This window comes from Salinivibrio proteolyticus (assembly GCF_001996165.1).
GTDB lineage: Bacteria > Pseudomonadota > Gammaproteobacteria > Enterobacterales > Vibrionaceae > Salinivibrio > Salinivibrio proteolyticus.
In genome coordinates this window covers 245130-261854 of record NZ_MUFP01000001.1, presented here as the reverse complement: position 1 = coordinate 261854, position 16725 = coordinate 245130, and the positions used below count along the sequence as shown (strand labels likewise).

16 protein-coding genes are annotated in these 16725 nt (G+C 49.7%); 14 read left to right on the top strand and 2 right to left on the bottom strand.

Annotation, left to right across the window (positions count from 1 at the left end; genetic code table 11):
• Positions 1–85 precede the first annotated feature (85 nt).
• Both BZJ19_RS01215 and BZJ19_RS01210 read left to right on the top strand, forming a co-directional pair.
• Entirely contained in the window at positions 86–1009 is a 924-nt protein-coding gene (locus BZJ19_RS01215) for a chemotaxis protein CheV (protein WP_077674323.1), read from the top strand.
• Between the two features lie 26 nt (positions 1010–1035).
• Positions 1036–1863: a CheR family methyltransferase gene (locus tag BZJ19_RS01210; protein ID WP_069589292.1), complete on the top strand. Its 828-nt coding sequence runs from the start codon at positions 1036–1038 to the stop codon at positions 1861–1863.
• Here BZJ19_RS01210 and BZJ19_RS01205 read toward each other — a convergent pair.
• Complete coding sequence (locus BZJ19_RS01205) at positions 1856–2062, bottom strand: hypothetical protein (RefSeq protein WP_077674322.1); 207 nt, start codon at positions 2060–2062, stop codon at positions 1856–1858. The genes BZJ19_RS01210 and BZJ19_RS01205 overlap by 8 nt on opposite strands.
• On the opposite strand from BZJ19_RS01205, the gene flgB reads away from it, so the two are divergent.
• The 11 genes from flgB to flgL all read left to right on the top strand — a co-directional run bounded on the left by flgB (position 2061) and on the right by flgL (position 12851).
• Positions 2061–2456, top strand: coding sequence for a flagellar basal body rod protein FlgB (flgB, locus tag BZJ19_RS01200; protein ID WP_077455526.1), 396 nt, complete (start codon positions 2061–2063; stop codon positions 2454–2456). The genes BZJ19_RS01205 and flgB overlap by 2 nt on opposite strands.
• Positions 2457–2459: 3 nt before the next feature.
• Positions 2460–2876: a flagellar basal body rod protein FlgC gene (gene flgC, locus BZJ19_RS01195; protein ID WP_069589296.1), complete on the top strand. Its 417-nt coding sequence runs from the start codon at positions 2460–2462 to the stop codon at positions 2874–2876.
• 14 nt (positions 2877–2890) lie between these two features.
• The gene (locus BZJ19_RS01190; protein ID WP_069589298.1) at positions 2891–3634 is read left to right on the top strand and encodes a flagellar hook assembly protein FlgD; all 744 of its coding nucleotides are present in this window, start codon (positions 2891–2893) and stop codon (positions 3632–3634) included.
• Positions 3635–3658: 24 nt separating this feature from the next.
• Positions 3659–4972: a flagellar hook protein FlgE gene (flgE, locus tag BZJ19_RS01185; protein WP_077674321.1), complete on the top strand. Its 1314-nt coding sequence runs from the start codon at positions 3659–3661 to the stop codon at positions 4970–4972.
• Positions 4973–5142: 170 nt separating this feature from the next.
• Positions 5143–5892, top strand: coding sequence for a flagellar basal-body rod protein FlgF (flgF, locus tag BZJ19_RS01180; RefSeq protein WP_069589300.1), 750 nt, complete (start codon positions 5143–5145; stop codon positions 5890–5892).
• Positions 5893–5914: 22 nt separating this feature from the next.
• On the top strand, positions 5915–6703 hold the full coding sequence (flgG, locus tag BZJ19_RS01175) for a flagellar basal-body rod protein FlgG (protein WP_069589302.1): 789 nt from the start codon (positions 5915–5917) through the stop codon (positions 6701–6703).
• Positions 6704–6732: 29 nt separating this feature from the next.
• Complete coding sequence (locus tag BZJ19_RS01170) at positions 6733–7527, top strand: flagellar basal body L-ring protein FlgH (protein ID WP_415752736.1); 795 nt, start codon at positions 6733–6735, stop codon at positions 7525–7527.
• 25 nt (positions 7528–7552) lie between these two features.
• Positions 7553–8641: a flagellar basal body P-ring protein FlgI gene (locus BZJ19_RS01165; protein WP_077478930.1), complete on the top strand. Its 1089-nt coding sequence runs from the start codon at positions 7553–7555 to the stop codon at positions 8639–8641.
• 9 nt (positions 8642–8650) lie between these two features.
• Entirely contained in the window at positions 8651–9604 is a 954-nt protein-coding gene (gene flgJ, locus BZJ19_RS01160) for a flagellar assembly peptidoglycan hydrolase FlgJ (RefSeq protein WP_077674320.1), read from the top strand.
• A gap of 164 nt (positions 9605–9768) precedes the next feature.
• Positions 9769–11646 (top strand): flagellar hook-associated protein FlgK, encoded by a 1878-nt coding sequence (gene flgK, locus BZJ19_RS01155; protein ID WP_077674319.1) that lies wholly within the window; start codon positions 9769–9771, stop codon positions 11644–11646.
• An 11-nt stretch (positions 11647–11657) separates the two neighbouring features.
• Entirely contained in the window at positions 11658–12851 is a 1194-nt protein-coding gene (gene flgL / locus BZJ19_RS01150) for a flagellar hook-associated protein FlgL (protein ID WP_077674318.1), read from the top strand.
• Positions 12852–12945: 94 nt separating this feature from the next.
• On the opposite strand, the gene BZJ19_RS01145 is transcribed toward flgL, so the two are convergent.
• Complete coding sequence (locus tag BZJ19_RS01145; protein ID WP_077674317.1) at positions 12946–15051, bottom strand: tetratricopeptide repeat protein; 2106 nt, start codon at positions 15049–15051, stop codon at positions 12946–12948.
• 447 nt (positions 15052–15498) lie between these two features.
• Between BZJ19_RS01145 and BZJ19_RS01140 the strand changes: the two genes are divergently transcribed.
• Positions 15499–16641, top strand: a complete 1143-nt coding sequence (locus tag BZJ19_RS01140) for a flagellin (protein ID WP_077674316.1) — start codon at positions 15499–15501, stop codon at positions 16639–16641.
• Positions 16642–16725 lie beyond the last annotated feature (84 nt).

Sequence of the window (16725 nt, the reverse complement as noted above, 5' to 3'; positions counted from 1 at the left end):
CCTTCTTTCTCGAGAGTAGTGCAATAACCCACTACTATTATCATGCTACTCTACATAAAAAACGGGGCAACATGGAGTTTATCTTATGACAGGTGGTGTTCTTGATTCGGTCAACCAGCGAACGCAGCTGGTAGGACAAAACCGGTTAGAGCTGTTGACTTTCCGCCTGATGAGAAACCAACGCTTTGGCATTAACGTCTTTAAAGTAAAGGAAGTTCTTCAGTGCCCTAAGTTAACCGCGATGGCAAATTTGCATCCCTTAGTGAAAGGGGTCGCGCACATTCGCGGTCAAACAGTCTCTGTCATTGATATGAGCCTAGCAACTGGCGGGCCAGCTATTCCGGATCCCGAGAATCGTTTCGTGATCATTTCTGAGTTTAACCGTTCGATGCAGGGCTTTTTAGTTGGGTCGGTCGAGCGTATTGTGAACATGAACTGGGAAAAAATCCTCCCTCCGCCTCAAGGCACAGGCCGTTCTCACTACTTGACCGCCGTGACTGAAATTGACAATGAGCTGGTGGAAGTGCTGGATGTTGAAAAAATCCTGAATGAAATTGCACCCGTGAATGAGGAAATCAGTGAGGAGGTGCTCTCCAAGCGCCAAGAGCGTGAAGAAAGTGCACCGAGCCAAGTGCTGGTCGCGGATGATTCGAGCGTGGCGCGTCGCCAAGTGAAGCGCGCTGTAGAAAGTGTCGGTTATGATGTTATCTTGGTACAAGATGGCAAAGAGGCACTGGATAAACTGAAAGAAATGGCAGCAGAAGGCAATATATATAGCCAGCTGGCATTGGTGATTTCAGATATTGAGATGCCGGAAATGGACGGTTATACCCTCACCACTGAAATCCGAAAAGATGCGAGCTTAAAAGATCTTCATGTAGTATTGCATTCATCTTTAAGCGGGGTATTTAACGAGGCCATGGTGCAGCGCGTGGGCGCCAACTCGTTTATCGCGAAATTCGACCCTGATGAATTGRGCTCTGCCGTCATCGAAGCGGTTAAGTCGTAACCCAAACAGAGCGATTGAGTTGATTAATGACAAATGTAGCAATCAGTGACCAAGAATATCGAGACTTCTGCAAGCATCTCGAATCGAAATGCGGCATCGTGCTTGGGGATAGCAAACAATACCTAGTACGAAGCCGACTTAGCCCATTGGTCAATAAGTTTGGTTTGGCGTCACTCTCTGAATTGGTGAAATCGGTGATTACGGGCCGAAATCGAGAGCTGGCAGTCGCTGCAATCGATGCGATGACCACCAATGAAACCCTTTGGTTTCGTGACACCTACCCGTTTGAAGTGTTGGCCCATCGTCTACTGCCTGAATTAGGCAAAGCCCGCAAACCGATCAAAATTTGGTCGGCGGCGAGCTCATCCGGGCAAGAGCCGTATTCTATCGCCATGACCGTAGCTGAAACGCAGCAACGCAAGCCGGGCATGTTAGGTAGTGTGAGCATTACTGCCACCGATATTTCAACCTCGATGTTGGAAGCTTGCCGTCAGGGAATTTACGATAACCTAGCCCTCGGGCGCGGACTCTCACCCGAGCGTCGTCGTACCTTCTTTGAAGATGTTGGTGATGGCAAGATGCGGGTGAAAGAGAACATTAAGCGTATGGTGACATTCCGCCCTCAGAACCTGATGGAAAGCTATAGCTTGTTGGGTAAGTTTGACATTATATTTTGTCGTAACGTCTTGATTTACTTTTCGCCAGACATGAAGGCTCAGGTCTTAAATCAGATGGCGGGAGCGCTTAACCCAGGCGGACACTTAATTCTTGGGGCGTCTGAGTCGCTGACTGGGCTCACTGATAAATTTGAGATGATCCGGTGTAACCCCGGTATTATTTACAAACTCAAGTAATCCTTTTCAAAAGCGGCATCTTTCTTGCCGCTTTTTCTTTTCTGTTTGCCTCTTCTTTAGTGAGTATTGCCGCCGTCTCATCCAGATAATCCCGCGGCTTGGTTTCTATCTCATTGAAAATATAGTGTTTAGATTGGGTATTAAAAATTGGCATCAAGATTGCTTTGATGTAATGAGAAGAGTTTTGGAGGTTGCCCATGGCGATTACATTTGACAATGCATTAGGCGTACACCAGCACACTGTCGGCGTACGCGCTACACGGGCAGAGACGCTGTCTAGCAACATTGCTAATGCCAATACGCCAGGCTACAAAGCACAAGATATCGACTTTAAACGTGCCCTGCAGGCGGCAACCTCAGGGGCAAGCATTGGCCTTAGCCGCACTAATGAGCGGCACATTGCTGCCACCACTCACGTGGCGGGCGAGAAGAAGTACCGCGTGCCTACGCAACCTGATACTGGGGATGGCAACACGGTTGATGCTCAGCTCGAAAAGAATTTGTTTATGCAGAATGCATTGGAATACCAAGCCTCACTGGATTTTCTTGGCTCAAAGTTCAAGAACATGAAAAAGGCATTGAAAGGGGAATAACCGATGAGCTTGTTTAATATCTTTAACGTATCTGGTTCGGCGATGAGCGCAGAGTCAGTGCGGTTGAACACCACATCAAGCAACCTAGCCAATGCCAATTCGGTAAGCAGTTCTGCGCAGGAAACCTATCGTGCACGGCATCCGATTTTTGCTGCAGAGCTTAACCGCTTCAAGCAGCAAAGTGGTGAGAGTGTGCCGGTGCACATTAAAGGTATCGTTGAGAGCCAAAAGCCTTTACGTGCCGAATATAACCCTGACCACCCGATGGCGAATGAAGAGGGTTATATCTTTAAACCCAACGTCAACGTGATGGAAGAAATGGCGAATATGATCTCCGCGTCGCGCGCCTACCAAACTAACGTGCAGGTTGCCGATGCGAGTAAACAAATGCTGATGCGTACGCTTCAGATGGGTCAGTAATGTAGGAGGCGATAATGGCCGGAATCGACGGTACAGGTTCGACTAGCGGACTGTCCTACATTGACCAGCTCAAGGCGCAGCAGGAGAAAAAACTGCAAGAGAGCCAGGAGAAAGTCACCGGACAGACTGAGCTCAAGCAGGAAGACTTTCTCTCACTGCTCACCAAGCAGCTGTCACAACAGGATCCGTTCAAGCCTGTCGACAATGACAAAATGATCTCTCAGATGGCGTCATTTGCGACGGTAGAAGGGATCGGCAAGATGAACAATCAATTTGATGCGTTCAATGAGTCGATTACTTCTAACCAAGCACTACAAGCGTCATCTTTGGTTGGCCGAGACGTACTGGTTCCTGGCTCGATGGGCGTCAAGCCTGAAGCTGGCGGAATCGCGGGCATGGTGAAACTGCCTCGCGCGCTCGATAACGTAAGTGTTCGGGTGGAGAACGAACAAGGCCAGCTATTGCGAACCTTCAGCATGGGGCCGAAGCCGCCCGGCGATCACCGGGTTGAGTGGGATGGCAACGATGACAACGGCAATCCGATGCCGGAAGGTCGCTATCGATTGAAAGTCAGCGGCATGGTTGATGGTAAAACTCAAGAGTTTGATTTATCAACTTATGCCAATGTGAACAGTGTCTTGCTGGGGAATGGCGACGGCAACGTGATGTTAAATCTTGCCGGCTTCTCCTCACCGTTCAAGCTCGCTGAAGTGCTAGAAGTCGGTAATGCCGACGTCGGTAATGTGACGAAAGGCTAACCGATTTATTAGGAGTGGAAAGCAATGGGTTTTAATATTGCGTTAAGTGGCCTTGGTGCGGCCCAGAAAGACATGAATACCACCAGTAACAACATTGCGAACGCCAATACATATGGCTTTAAAGAGTCGCGTGCTGAGTTCGGGGATGTGTATTCAACGTCGATTTTTTCGAACTCGAAAACCACCAATGGTACGGGTGTGCAAACCTCGGTCGTTGCGCAGCAGTTCCATGAGGGCTCGAGTATCTACACCAACAACCCGTTGGATTTACGGATCAGTGGTAATGGGTTCTTTGGCGTCTCGAATGATAAGCTTCAAACCAGTGACTATCACCTGACGCGTAACGGTGCCTTCCACCTTGATAAAAACAACGACATTATCAACTCGGAAGGTCAATATCTGCTGGGTTATAAAGTGGACCCTGACACGCAGCAAGTGGGATCGTACGAACCCCAAGCGCTGAATGTGCCCGATCAGTTTGGTCAGCCTCGTGCCTCGCAAAATGTCGACATTGGCTTGAACTTACCTGCCGGTGGCGCAGAGAAAGATCCGGCGCAGTTTAATTTTGAAGACCCAGAGACCTACAACAAGCAAACGTCTGCCACCGTGTATGATTCATTGGGTCAGCCTTATAAGCTTTCCACCTATTATGTAAAAGGCAATGATCCCGCCAACCCGAATAGTTGGTCGGTGTACTACACCATGACAGATCCCGAAGGGGAAAAACCGGTTAACATTCAAGGTGGTAATGTCACCAATGCCACAGGGCACGCGGGACATACGGTCGACTTTAACTCGGATGGCTCTGTTAACAGTATCAATGGTGGCAATCCAATAGTGACCGATCCGCTTGGCGCAGCAGGGGCGGCGCTGGAGATGAACGGTGCGAATGGTGATCAGCAGTTGACGATCAACTTCGACAATCCGACCCAATATGCCGCACCGTTTGAAATGCGTAAGTTTAGCGACGATGGCGCGACGACTGGCTACTTGACCAAGGTCGATATTGATCCCAAAGGCACCATCATGGCCACCTATAGTAACGGTGAAAACATTGCGCTAGGGCGTGTCGCTATGGTCCGTGTGGCCAACCAACAAGGCCTTGCTCAAGTGGGCAACACCCAATGGGATATAACGCAAGACTCTGGCGATCCTATTTTTGGTGAAGCGATGCAAGGTGCGTTTGGCCAAGTAAAAAGCGGAACGATCGAGCAATCGAATATCGATATGACTCAAGAGCTGGTGGACTTAATCACCGCACAGCGTAACTTCCAAGCTAACTCGCGAGCCTTGGAAGTGAGTAACCAGATGCAACAAAACATCTTGCAAATTCGATAACCCTACTTTCCTTGCCGTCCACACATTGGGCGGCAAGGCTTTTCCATTCTCTCTTCCTGTTTAGCTTCTACTTGGCACTAAATCTTCATAATTGTTTGATAAATATTAAATTTTAATACTGGCATGTTCTTTGCTTTGTTCTAGTTAGAACGATTGTGGAGGCAACCAATATGGATCGCGCGTTATACCTTGCCATGAGTGGTGCGAAGCAGGACATGCAAGCGATGCAGCTGCGCGCAAATAACTTGGCAAACGTGAGCACAACAGGCTTTCGAGCCGATCTTGAGCAGTCTCGCTCCATGCAAGCGTATGGCGAAGGACTTCCCAGCCGTGTGTTCAACATGACAGAGCGTCCTGGCTATCGTTTTGAGCAAGGCTCAACGATTACCACCGGCCGTAATCTTGATGTTGCCGTACAGGGACAGGGTTGGTTAGCGGTACTCGATAGCCAAGGGCAAGAGGGATATACCCGCGCGGGTCACTTGAAAGTCGACCAGACAGGCCTGCTGCAAAACAGTAACGGCAACCTAATCCTAGGCGAGACCGGCGGTCCGATTTTTATTCCACTCCCCGCAGCAAAAATTGAAGTGGGCAAGGATGGCTCGGTGTCGGTGCTTCCGCAAGGAGCGCCTGCCGATGCAATGGAAGTGGTAGATAGAATTAAATTGGTTCGTCCCGACAATCAAGACTTATTCAAAGACAAAGACGGGGTTTTCAAAGCCAAACAGCCTGGCACTATCTTTCCTGCTGATGCGGGAGTGACACTACTCACCGGTGCATTAGAAGGCAGCAACGTGAATGCTGTGGGCGAAATGACCGGCTTAATCGACTTGCAGCGTCACTTTGAAATGCAAGTGAAGCTGATGAAAACCGCGGAAAAAATGGACGAGTCGTCTGCATCACTGTTGCAGCTTGGCTAAGTCATCTTAAGAGGAACACACTATGCATCCAGCATTATGGGTCAGTAAAACCGGACTTGATGCGCAACAGACTAACATCTCGACCATCTCGAACAACTTAGCGAACGCATCCACCATTGGCTTTAAAAAGTCGCGTGCCGTGTTTGAAGATTTGTTTTACCAAAACATCAACCAACCGGGTGGCCAGTCTTCGCAAAACACAGAGTTACCCAGTGGCTTGATGCTGGGCGCGGGCTCTAAAGTGGTTGCCACGCAACGTGTTCATACCAATGGTAATGTGCAAACCACCAATAACGCCCTTGATATGATGATCCAAGGCGATGGTTTCTTCCAAGTATTGCTGCCGGACGGCAATATCGGTTACCAACGTAATGGTCAGTTCACCCTAAACGATGAAGGCACCATAGTGACATCGGGTTCTGGCTACGTGCTGCAACCTGAAATCACCGTGCCGCAAGACGCGGTGCAGATTACGGTGGGTACTGATGGTGAAGTGTCAGCCCGTTTGCGTGGCCAGCAAGAAAACCAAGTATTGGGTCAGATCACCACAGTCGATTTTATCAACCCGGGTGGGTTAGAGCCGATTGGACAAAACATCTATTTACCGACAGGAGCCAGTGGCGATCCACAAGAAGGGGTGCCTGGTCTGGATGGCTTCGGTGAAGTGAAGCAGTCGATGCTAGAAACCTCGAACGTGAATGTCACCGAAGAGCTGGTCAACATGATTGAAGCGCAGCGTGTCTACGAGATGAACTCAAAAGTGATTTCGTCTGTTGACCAAATGCTGAGCTATGTGAATCAGCAGTTATAAACAAGGTTAAGGGTTACAAGGGGGCGCTGATGACTTTCCAACGTGTTTTAATGCCAAGCTTGTTGCTTATGGCCTTGTTCGGTCTGAGCGGCTGCTCTTTGCCGGGTCAGCAAGACACAGGTAGTGATCTTGACCAAGCAACCTCAACCACGGATGCGGTCGAGGGCGAGACAGCGCCAGACAGTGAGGGACTGATTGGCTTACTCCGCCAACGCGAAGATCCCAAAGCTGGTGACCCTGCTTGGTCACCCATTCGTCCTCAGCAACCCCCAGAGCATTACGCGACTGCGACAGGCTCCTTGTTTGATAGTACTCGCCAGCGTGACCTTTATGACGGGTCTAAACCGCGCGGTTTGGGGGATATCGTCACCGTGATGCTCGAAGAGAACACGCAAGCACAAAAAAGTGCGAGCTCTGATTTGGCGAAATCCAATGATCTCACTATGGATCCGCTCTCGCTGGGGGGGGAAGAAATCACTATCGGCGAGCGGACCCTATCTTATGAAGTGAGTAACGATAACTCCTTCACAGGCTCTGCTTCGGCCGATCAGAGCAACAGCCTACAGGGGTCAATTTCAGTCCAAGTAATTGATGTTCTCTCGAATGGCAACCTCATGGTTCGAGGTGAAAAGTGGCTGACATTAAACTCAGGGGATGAATATATACGCCTCAGCGGTACCATTCGTCCGGCAGACATTAGCCCAGATAACACGATTGCATCGACACGTATTTCTAACGCGCGTATTCAATATTCAGGAACGGGTGATCGCCAAGATACGCAAGAGCAAGGCTGGTTGGCACGATTCTTTAATGTCACTTTATAGCGCAATAACGTGCCGGAGAGTTGACGTGAAAAAGTGGTTGTTATCGATTGTATTGCTGGTGGTGGCGTTTCCGAGCCTCGCGGCACGCATAAAAGATGTGTCGGAAGTGGCAGGTGTACGCAGCAACACCCTAACAGGCTACGGTCTGGTCGTAGGTTTGCCGGGCACCGGTGAGAGCACGCCGTTTACCGATCAAAGTTTTAAATCTATGCTGGAAAACTTTGGCATCCAGTTACCACCCGACATCAACCCTCAGGCGGCCAATATTGCGGCGGTGGCTGTTACGGCAGATTTACCCGCCTTTGCGAAGCAGGGTCAAAAACTTGACGTTACGGTTTCCTCGATTGGTTCGGCAGAAAGCCTGCGCGGGGGAACGCTGTTACAAACCTTCCTTAAAGGTTTGGACGGTAACGTCTATGCCATTGCGCAAGGCAACTTGATCGTGGGTGGTTTTAGCGCCACGGGGGCGGATGGCTCACGATTAGTAGGTAATACACCAACGGTTGGCCGTATCACTAATGGCGCGTCTGTTGAACGCGAAGTGCCCAATCCATTTGGTCGCGGCGACTTCTTGACCTTCAACTTATTTCAAGCGGATTTCACCACCGCGCAACGTATGGCGGATGCCATTAATCGCTTCTTAGGCCCTTCAATGGCCTCAGCGATGGATGCGACGTCTATACGTGTTCGAGCGCCTCGTGATGTCAGCCAGCGCGTCGCATTTTTATCGACGGTGGAAAATATTGAATTCGAGCCGGGCGATGCCGCCGCCAAGATCATTGTAAACTCTCGTACGGGGACGATCGTGGTGGGACAAAATGTCCGTTTGCGACCTGCGGCGATCACTCATGGCGGAATGACGGTATCCATTAATGAAGATTTCAATGTGAGTCAGCCTAACCCGCTTGGCGGAGGGGAAGCGGTCGTCACGCCGGATACTGATATCGAAGTGCAAGAAGAAGAGGGACGGATGTTCCACTTTAAGCCGGGCGTGACCTTGGACGACTTGGTACGTGCCGTTAATGGCGTGGGCGCAGCACCGTCAGATCTGATGGCAATACTGCAAGCGCTGAAACAAGCAGGTGCCATCGATGGCCAGTTGATCGTGATATAGGGCAGAACAATGAAATCACCGGTTGATAGCCAATTTGTGCATGACATTAGCCAGCTCGATTCACTACGGCAAAAAGCCGTAAGTGGTAAAGATGGTGATGAAAAAGCGGCATTGCGGGCGGCGGCAGAACAGTTTGAGTCGTTGTTTACACAAATGCTGTTCAAATCGATGCGAGAAGCGAATGAAGCGTTTGAATCAGATTTGATTGATAACCGCACATCGAAATTTTACGAGCAAATGGCTGATGAACAACTTGCCAGTGAACTGAGCCGTGAAGGATCTCTGGGCTTGGCAGATATGATTGTACAACAGCTAGGCAGCGCGCAATCGGGTGAGCCCCAAACCAACTTAAAAGAGGCCGCTTTCGCATCCGCGAACGCGCTGCCCATGAATAAAGATCAAAGTCGGCAAGCGGCAGAGCAAGCGATGGCCGAACTGGATAGACAGTCTATCGCGCCGCCAAGTATTCCAGAGCGTCCCATACGCAAAGAATCGTTTGATTCGCCAGAGTCGTTTGTGCAAACCCTCACGCCTCACGCACGTCGAGCCGCTAGGGCGCTAGGTACGGATCCGGCGATTATTCTTGCGCAAGCAGCGCTAGAAACGGGATGGGGTAAAAAAGTCATCGCCAACGCGCGCGATAACAGCCACAACCTGTTTAATATTAAGGCCGACAAGCGTTGGCAGGGCGATAAAGTCGCGACGCAGACCTTAGAAGTCTATGATGGCATACCGGTTCAAGAAACGGCGAGTTTCCGTGCCTACCCATCGTATCAAGATAGCTTTGACGACTTCGTCTCTTTCCTCAATAGTAACCCTCGCTATCAGCAGGCACTGTCCCAGTCCGCACAACCAGAACAATTTATTCGCGAGTTGCATCAGGCCGGTTATGCGACGGATCCGGATTATTCGAACAAGGTGCTCCGCGTGCTCGATCAAGTCCGCGGCATGATGGATCAATAACGGCAGGCAAGGGCTTGCCGTTATCCTTTTCTTTCTTTGGTTTATGTATGAGGCCCACATTAAATCATTGATTTTTATGGGCTTAAAAACCTTTTCTTCTATTGGCTCAATTCTTGCTTTGATTCCTGTATCTCGTTTCTATTGCCGGGTTTTCTGGAGGCACAATGGGCTTTGACCTGCTTTCCCTTGGGTCGCAAGGTGTACTCACCGCGCAGCGACAACTTAATACCACAGGTCACAATATTTCCAATGTGAACACTGAGGGCTATAGCCGTCAGTCTGTTGAGCAAAGGGTTAACGACCCCTATTACTGGGGGGGAAGCAACTATGGTCATGGTGTACACGCCGCTGCCGTGCGTCGTAACTACGATAAGTTTGCCGTTAATGAACTCAATATTGCTACCTCCAATTTAGAACATGCCGCTGCGCGCAATGATCAGCTTGGGCGCCTTGACGATATGATGGCTCACTCAGCGCGGAAAATTCCTGACAACATGAATGAGTTCTTTGGCGCCGTGAAAGGCCTCACCGATAGCCCGAGTGACATGGGGGCGCGTAAGGTGGTGCTAGAGAAAGCGCGCATGGTGTCTGCCGGATTAAACGACGTATACGGCGTACTTCAGCAGCAGTCTATTGATACTTCCTCGCAAATCGATGCAACGGTCAAGCGTATGAACGATATTGGCCGCGAAATTGTTGACATTCATACAGCCATTCTGAAAACCCCAGGCGAAGCGAATGACTTACTTGACCGCCATGACAAGCTGGTGCGTGAGCTAGCTGAATACACCCAAGTCAGTGTTAATGCGCGCGAAGATGGTTTATTTAATGTCATCATCGGCAGTGGTCATATGCTGGTGTCGGGAATGAACAGCAGTGAACTCACTACCTTACCGGGAAAGCCTGATCATCAAGAGCGACGTTTAGCCTTGGTTGAAGGGAAAAGCGTGAAGGCGATTTCTAACCGCGATATTCGCGGTAAGCTCGGCGCGTTATTTGAATATCGCGACCAGACACTGGGGCAGGCGCGTGACGAACTCGGCCGTATGGCGATTGGCTTTTCTCAAGCGTTAAACGATTTGCAAGGACAAGGCTTCGATCTAAATGGTGAGATTGGCAAGAATATCCTGACTGACTTTAATGACGATCGTATTGCGGCATCCCGGGTGATCAAAAATGGTGATTCGACCGCTGATCTTAAAGTATACATCGATGATCTTCAGAAGCTTAAAATTGGTGACTATCAATTAAAATTTGATGGGGCGCAATACACACTCACGTCACCTGATGGCCAGCAATCAACGGTTACGCCAAGCGGAACACCGCCAAGTTTTAATGTAGATGGCATGCGCGTTCAAATCGACGCCAACCTTGCACCTAACGAACGGGTCTTTTTGCGCCCCGCGCGTGCAGCTGCAGGGCAAATCCGCATGGTGATGGATGATCCTGCTGGCATTGCCGCCCAAAGTTATGTCAGCGCTAGTTCAATTAGCCATGGTGAGGGGGATGTGCGCGTACTGCAATCTGGGGCTCAGAAAGAATTCCAAGTTCGCATATCACCTGATGGGAGTCAGTTTGCGGTCACGGATACAGACGGGCAAGTACTGCTTGCACCACAAGCGTATCCGCCAACAGGGCCGGTTAACGTCAATGGCACCTTGATTGAGATTAACGATAAAGCGGCGCCTGACGATATTCTTGCTATCAGCCTGATCCCAGCAGATGGCGACAACAGTAACCTGATCCGAATGCAAGAATTGCAAACGCAAAAGCTGATGGATAACGGACGTTCTACCTTGTTGGATGTGTATGAAGGATTGAATACCGACCTTGGGGTACAAAAAGCATCGTATGAACGACTACAAGATGTCAGCTTGGTGGAGCATGATGCGGCGGAAGGACGCGTTGCTGAAATCGCCGGGGTCAACTTGGACGAAGAAGCCGCGAATATGATGAAGTTTCAACGAGCCTATATGGCGGCGTCGCGCATTATGACAGCGGCAAATGAGACGTTTGATTCACTGCTCAATGCGACTCGATAAGGATAGCTATCATGATTAGCCGTATTGCCAGCTTTCACAACTACCAGTCAGTGTCTAACGATATCATGCGCCAGAATATTAAGGTGCAAGATAATCAAGAACAAATGGCGACCGGTAAGCGGGTGATCACTGCGGGTGATGATCCTGTGTCGTCAATTTATATTCAGAATTTCCGCCAGCAAGACGAGCAAATTGATCAGTTCATTGACTCGATAACGTTAGCGAGAAACCGCCAAACGCGTGAAGAGATCGCGATTGATGAATCTGAGCAATTGATGGACAGTGCGAAACGCAAAGTGATGGCGATGATCAACGGGTCGTTATCCGATGACGATCGCACCGCACACCGTCAAGACTTACAAGGTATGTTTGATAACTTTATGGATTTGGTGAATACCAAGGATGAATCAGGCAACTTCTTGTTCTCAGGGACCCAAACCAGTACGCAACCTTTTTATCGCGACAGTCAAGGCAATGTCCGTTATGCCGGTGATAGCTATTTTCGTACTGYGCAAGTTGCACCCGCGGTAGAAGTGCCCACATCGGATCCGGGCGATAAAATGTTTATGGAAATTGATAACCCCTATGGAGATTATCAGCCCGAGTACGATTTGCAAGATGGCTCCTTGTTGCTGCTTGCTCGCGCAGAAAACAGTAATAATGCAGACAACGCCGCGTACGCAGTGACCTTTGATGTGAATGCCAGTGGTGATACAACCTATTCATTGACCCAAAACGGGACCGAAGTGAGCACTGGGCTCTACGACCCTCAAAATGGGATTGAGTGGAACACGCTTAAAATGACCTTTGAAGGTGAGATGAAGCCCGGCGATACCATTGCACTCGAGCGTCAAGACACCTTCACCATCTTCGATGCGTTTAAAAATGGTGCTGCGTTGTCGTATGCTGACATCGATGATGCGTCTGCAACCGCAGAGCTGCATCAAGTCACCGATCAGTTTGCAGCGGCGTTCAAACACTTAAACAAGGCCCGTTCTGAGGTCGGCACACGTTTGACTACGCTAGATCGGCAAGAGAGCATGCACAAAGATTTCAAATTGGTGCTGAATCGCTCATTGGGCACGATGGAGGACTTGGACTATACCCAAGCCGCGATCGATATGAACGAAGACATGTTAGCCCTACAGGCATCGCAACAAGCGTTTGCGAAAACGAAAGACTTATCGCTGTTCAACTATATCTAATCCGCATCGCCAACGTGCTTTAACGGTGAGACGTTTCCAGCAAAAGGGCAGTATTGACTGCCCTTTTGCTGTTGGTGGTCTTGGGGAGCGTCGGTTACTCGGTCAATAAATCGCGATACATGGCCTGTGCCATGGCGTCCAATAGCGGCTTTTTATCGTTCATCAAGGGTGGATAGCAGAATGCATACTCTTGATGGCCAGACATTGCGACTGCTTGCATCGGATCACTGTCTTTGTGGCCGGCAAAAAAGACATAACAAGGTGCCCCTACCGCAACGGCGGTCCGGTGAACAGCGGTACCTGCGGTAAACACGCCGTCAATGGATGCCATAACATTCGCACTCCCGACAAAATCATCCTTAAGATCCAAGCCTGGTAATGGCACGACCTCGATCCCAGTTTGTTTTTTAACTTTGGCCAGCTCTTTTGAGCAGTCGCCATACTGTAAGTTCACAAACTGAACTTTAGGATGAAGGGAACGCATTTTTGTTAACCATTGCCCCAGTTCATCGGCAATCAAATAATGGATATTCCGTGTTGCTGCTGCCAAGCCACTTCGCCAGCAAACGCCAATAACCGGCCCTTGAGCTTTCAGTTCATTCAGCATCGATCGCCAAGGTGCCTCTTGAGTCGCCGATGCGCGAATATAGGTTTGCTGATAAAGGTGGCGCTCGAAATGCTGATAACAAATCCCTGCCAGTGAGCCGCCCGCGACCCAGCTATTGATATCGGCTAACACGTGATCAGGAATATGGATATCTTGCCCGTCAGTACGTGAAATAGGCACGATCTCTGTAGTGGGAAAGGCGGCTTTGAGCACGGGCTCAAGACGAGGATCACAGCCAACGTAGACCTTTCGGGCACGTTCCACCACCATAGGCACATTATGAAAATAGGCGAGCTCATCCCCGACACCTTGTTCAGGCATAATGAGTACGGCATCGCTTTCGGGACGAGAGAGGTCCCAACGCGGTAACTCACCGTGATATTTCAGTCGACGGCCACATTCAATGCCAGCTTCGTTGGCCTCATAAAACGCGGGCCATGCCATCTGAGTGCGATAGACAAACGCTAAGTTAAAGCGTAGAGCGTGATCATCCGGGCTGTCAGCCAATAGCGATTCGAGACGCTTTTGCGCGCTATCAATGTTGCCTAAATACCAATCTAATTCGCCTAATTGCGCTTGCAAGGTATTCGCATGCTTACCCGTGACGTATTGGCAGGCTTTTTCGTGAATCTGGTAGCAATGGGTTAGTTTTTCGTGGGTAAATTGGTGATGCTGTTTTAAATGCTCAAATGTGGCACGCGCCAGCGCATAATGTAACTCTCCGCGCTCAGGGTCTTCCCGTAAGCACTGCTTAGCAAGTTTACTGGCCTCTAACCAGTTTCGCTCATTGAGATAAATCACCAATAATTGCCGGAGAAACGCAGGATCTTGGCTTTGTTTATACACGCTCAGGCAGCGTCGCCTCGCGTGAGTATAGTTGCCTAATCCCGATTCGGCTTTGATCAGAAGCAGTTGCCAAACTGGGTGAGCTTGCGCTTTATCACTGCCACGGAGTAACAACTGATGGGCTTTTCCGAAGGCTTCATCGTCCAGCGCATACTGTGCCAGTGCCATCAGTGCCGGCGGGTAATCTGGCTCGAGCGTTAAAATCGTTTGATAGAGCTGTTCGCCTTGCTCCACATGTCCATCAGCCATGAAGTTCGCCGCTAATGTCATGGTTTTCTCAATTTCTTCGGCGAGCCCTTGATTTTTGAGTTGGTGTAACTCGTCACGCAATGCGTGAGTACGACGGCTTTCACCTTTATGGCCGAGTTTGTCAGTCAGTTGGGCACGTAGGTTTAGAATGTCAGGGTTGGTTGGCGCGGCAACAAATAGACGTTCGACGATCTCCATCGCTGCCGTGTTCTTTCCTTGTTGAACCAGCAACTGCGCTTTATCAAACAGTAATGATAAATCGTCGGGAGTGAGTGCCAGTGCATGGTTGATATGCGCCATCGCCTGCTCGAGATTGCCTTCCTCCGCATCTAATACGGCGAGGACTTGCCGCACTTGCGCCGCATCGGGCGCATGAGACAAAATCTGCTCGAACACTTCGCGGGCGTCCGCTTTATTTCCTTCTTGATAAAGGTTTATGCCGAGTTTAAATGCCTCATCCAACGTCATATTGGTATGGCCATCGTTATCTTGGGTCATAGATTGCGTCGTCCTATTCTAGCTGTGGTGAGCACGGCCGTTGGCGCTGCCTGTCAAGGCAATGGCGCTGTATGGCAAGACAAGATTGATGCAAAAAATGTTCCTTTGATCTGTGGGTTAGCGTGTTTGGCAACTTACTTGCAAGGCAACAAGGAAAAGAAAGTTGGATAGGCATTGCCGCTCGTTTGCCGCTTTCGCCTCATTTTATGGTTTAGGCGTTGCCTCTCAAGACGATTGGCTGGGCAACAAAAGCCCATAAATCATTGATTAAAATATATTCTATAAAGTTGGCACACATATTGTATTAAATTCATCAAGCGGCCAGTTTTTGAACGGGCTGATCTTGAAACTGATTAACAAGCTGTTCCCGCAGCACCGCAAACAAACAGTGCAACACGTCGCGGGTAGGCTGTTTCGCAAAGCAAGCGAAAGTCAAAGGAGAGCAAAATGGGTGTAACAGTTAACACCAACGTGTCTGCGATGACTGCGCAGCGTTACCTGAATAAAGCGACTGATGAGTTGAATAATTCAATGGAACGTCTGTCGTCAGGTAGCCGAATCAACAGTGCTAAAGACGACGCGGCGGGTTTGCAGATTTCTAACCGTTTGGTTGCTCAGACGCGTGGTCTGGATGTGGCAATGCGAAACGCCAACGATGGTATTTCGATTGCGCAGACCGCTGAAGGCGCCATGCAAGAATCCACTAACATCTTGCAACGTATGCGAGATCTCTCATTGCAGTCAGCGAATGGCGCGAACGGTAAATCCGAGCGTATCGCGATTCAAGAAGAGGTTGAGGCTTTGCAGGATGAGCTAAACCGTATTGCAGAAACCACAGCATTCGGTGGGCGACGCCTACTCAACGGCTCTTTCGGTGATGCGTCTTTCCAAGTCGGTGCCGATGCCGGTGAGGCGATCATCATGGGCTTAACCAGTATTCGCGCGGATGACTTCCGCATGGGTGGGGTTGAGTTTGTTGGCACACAGCCAAAATCGGCTGACTGGCAAGTTGACCCGACCGCATCAACACTGCAGCTGCAATTTACTACCAAAGACGGTGAAAATGTCAGCTTAACGATCGGTGCTAAGCCAGGTGATGATGTTGAAGAATTGGCCAGTTACATCAATGGTCAATCCGATGAAATGCTCACCGCGTCTGTCGATGAAGAGGGGCAATTGCAAATCTTTATCGAAGAGCCCAAAGTCGAAGGTACAGTTACCTTCGGGGGTGGACTTGCGACATCATTAGGACTGGTTGCCGGTAACGGTGACTTGATCACGACCAAAGACATCGACGTATCCGATGTGGGCGGTGCACAAATGGCCGTTGGTGTGATTGACTCCGCGATGCGTTATATCGACAGTCAGCGTGCTGACTTGGGTGCGAAGCAAAACCGCTTGAGTCACACCATCAGCAACTTGTCGAACATTCAAGAGAATGTGTCTGCGTCCAATAGCCGGATTCGCGATACTGACTTCGCGCGCGAAACCACGGCCATGACGAAAGGGCAGATCCTTCAGCAAGCGGGTACGTCTATGTTGGCTCAGGCCAAACAGATGCCTCAAGCTGCACTGAACTTGCTTCAGTAACACTGACAAATCAAGCAACTAAAAAGCGGCAAGTGATTGCCGCTTTTTTTATGTCATTTTTTTCGCGAATCACGCTAAAGATAT

What these genes read in the sequence shown, in the direction of transcription:
- flgK (WP_077674319.1), top strand. Translation starts at nt 9,769, where the DNA reads ATGGGCTTTGACCTGCTTTCCCTTGGGTCGCAAGGTGTACTCACCGCG.
- flgF (WP_069589300.1), top strand. Translation starts at nt 5,143, where the DNA reads ATGGATCGCGCGTTATACCTTGCCATGAGTGGTGCGAAGCAGGACATG.
- flgJ (WP_077674320.1), top strand. Translation starts at nt 8,651, where the DNA reads ATGAAATCACCGGTTGATAGCCAATTTGTGCATGACATTAGCCAGCTC.
- flgB (WP_077455526.1), top strand. Translation starts at nt 2,061, where the DNA reads ATGGCGATTACATTTGACAATGCATTAGGCGTACACCAGCACACTGTC.
- BZJ19_RS01170 (WP_415752736.1), top strand. Translation starts at nt 6,733, where the DNA reads ATGACTTTCCAACGTGTTTTAATGCCAAGCTTGTTGCTTATGGCCTTG.
- BZJ19_RS01205 (WP_077674322.1), bottom strand. Translation starts at nt 2,062, where the DNA reads ATGGGCAACCTCCAAAACTCTTCTCATTACATCAAAGCAATCTTGATG.
- flgE (WP_077674321.1), top strand. Translation starts at nt 3,659, where the DNA reads ATGGGTTTTAATATTGCGTTAAGTGGCCTTGGTGCGGCCCAGAAAGAC.
- flgC (WP_069589296.1), top strand. Translation starts at nt 2,460, where the DNA reads ATGAGCTTGTTTAATATCTTTAACGTATCTGGTTCGGCGATGAGCGCA.
- BZJ19_RS01140 (WP_077674316.1), top strand. Translation starts at nt 15,499, where the DNA reads ATGGGTGTAACAGTTAACACCAACGTGTCTGCGATGACTGCGCAGCGT.
- BZJ19_RS01190 (WP_069589298.1), top strand. Translation starts at nt 2,891, where the DNA reads ATGGCCGGAATCGACGGTACAGGTTCGACTAGCGGACTGTCCTACATT.
- BZJ19_RS01145 (WP_077674317.1), bottom strand. Translation starts at nt 15,051, where the DNA reads ATGACCCAAGATAACGATGGCCATACCAATATGACGTTGGATGAGGCA.
- BZJ19_RS01210 (WP_069589292.1), top strand. Translation starts at nt 1,036, where the DNA reads ATGACAAATGTAGCAATCAGTGACCAAGAATATCGAGACTTCTGCAAG.
- flgG (WP_069589302.1), top strand. Translation starts at nt 5,915, where the DNA reads ATGCATCCAGCATTATGGGTCAGTAAAACCGGACTTGATGCGCAACAG.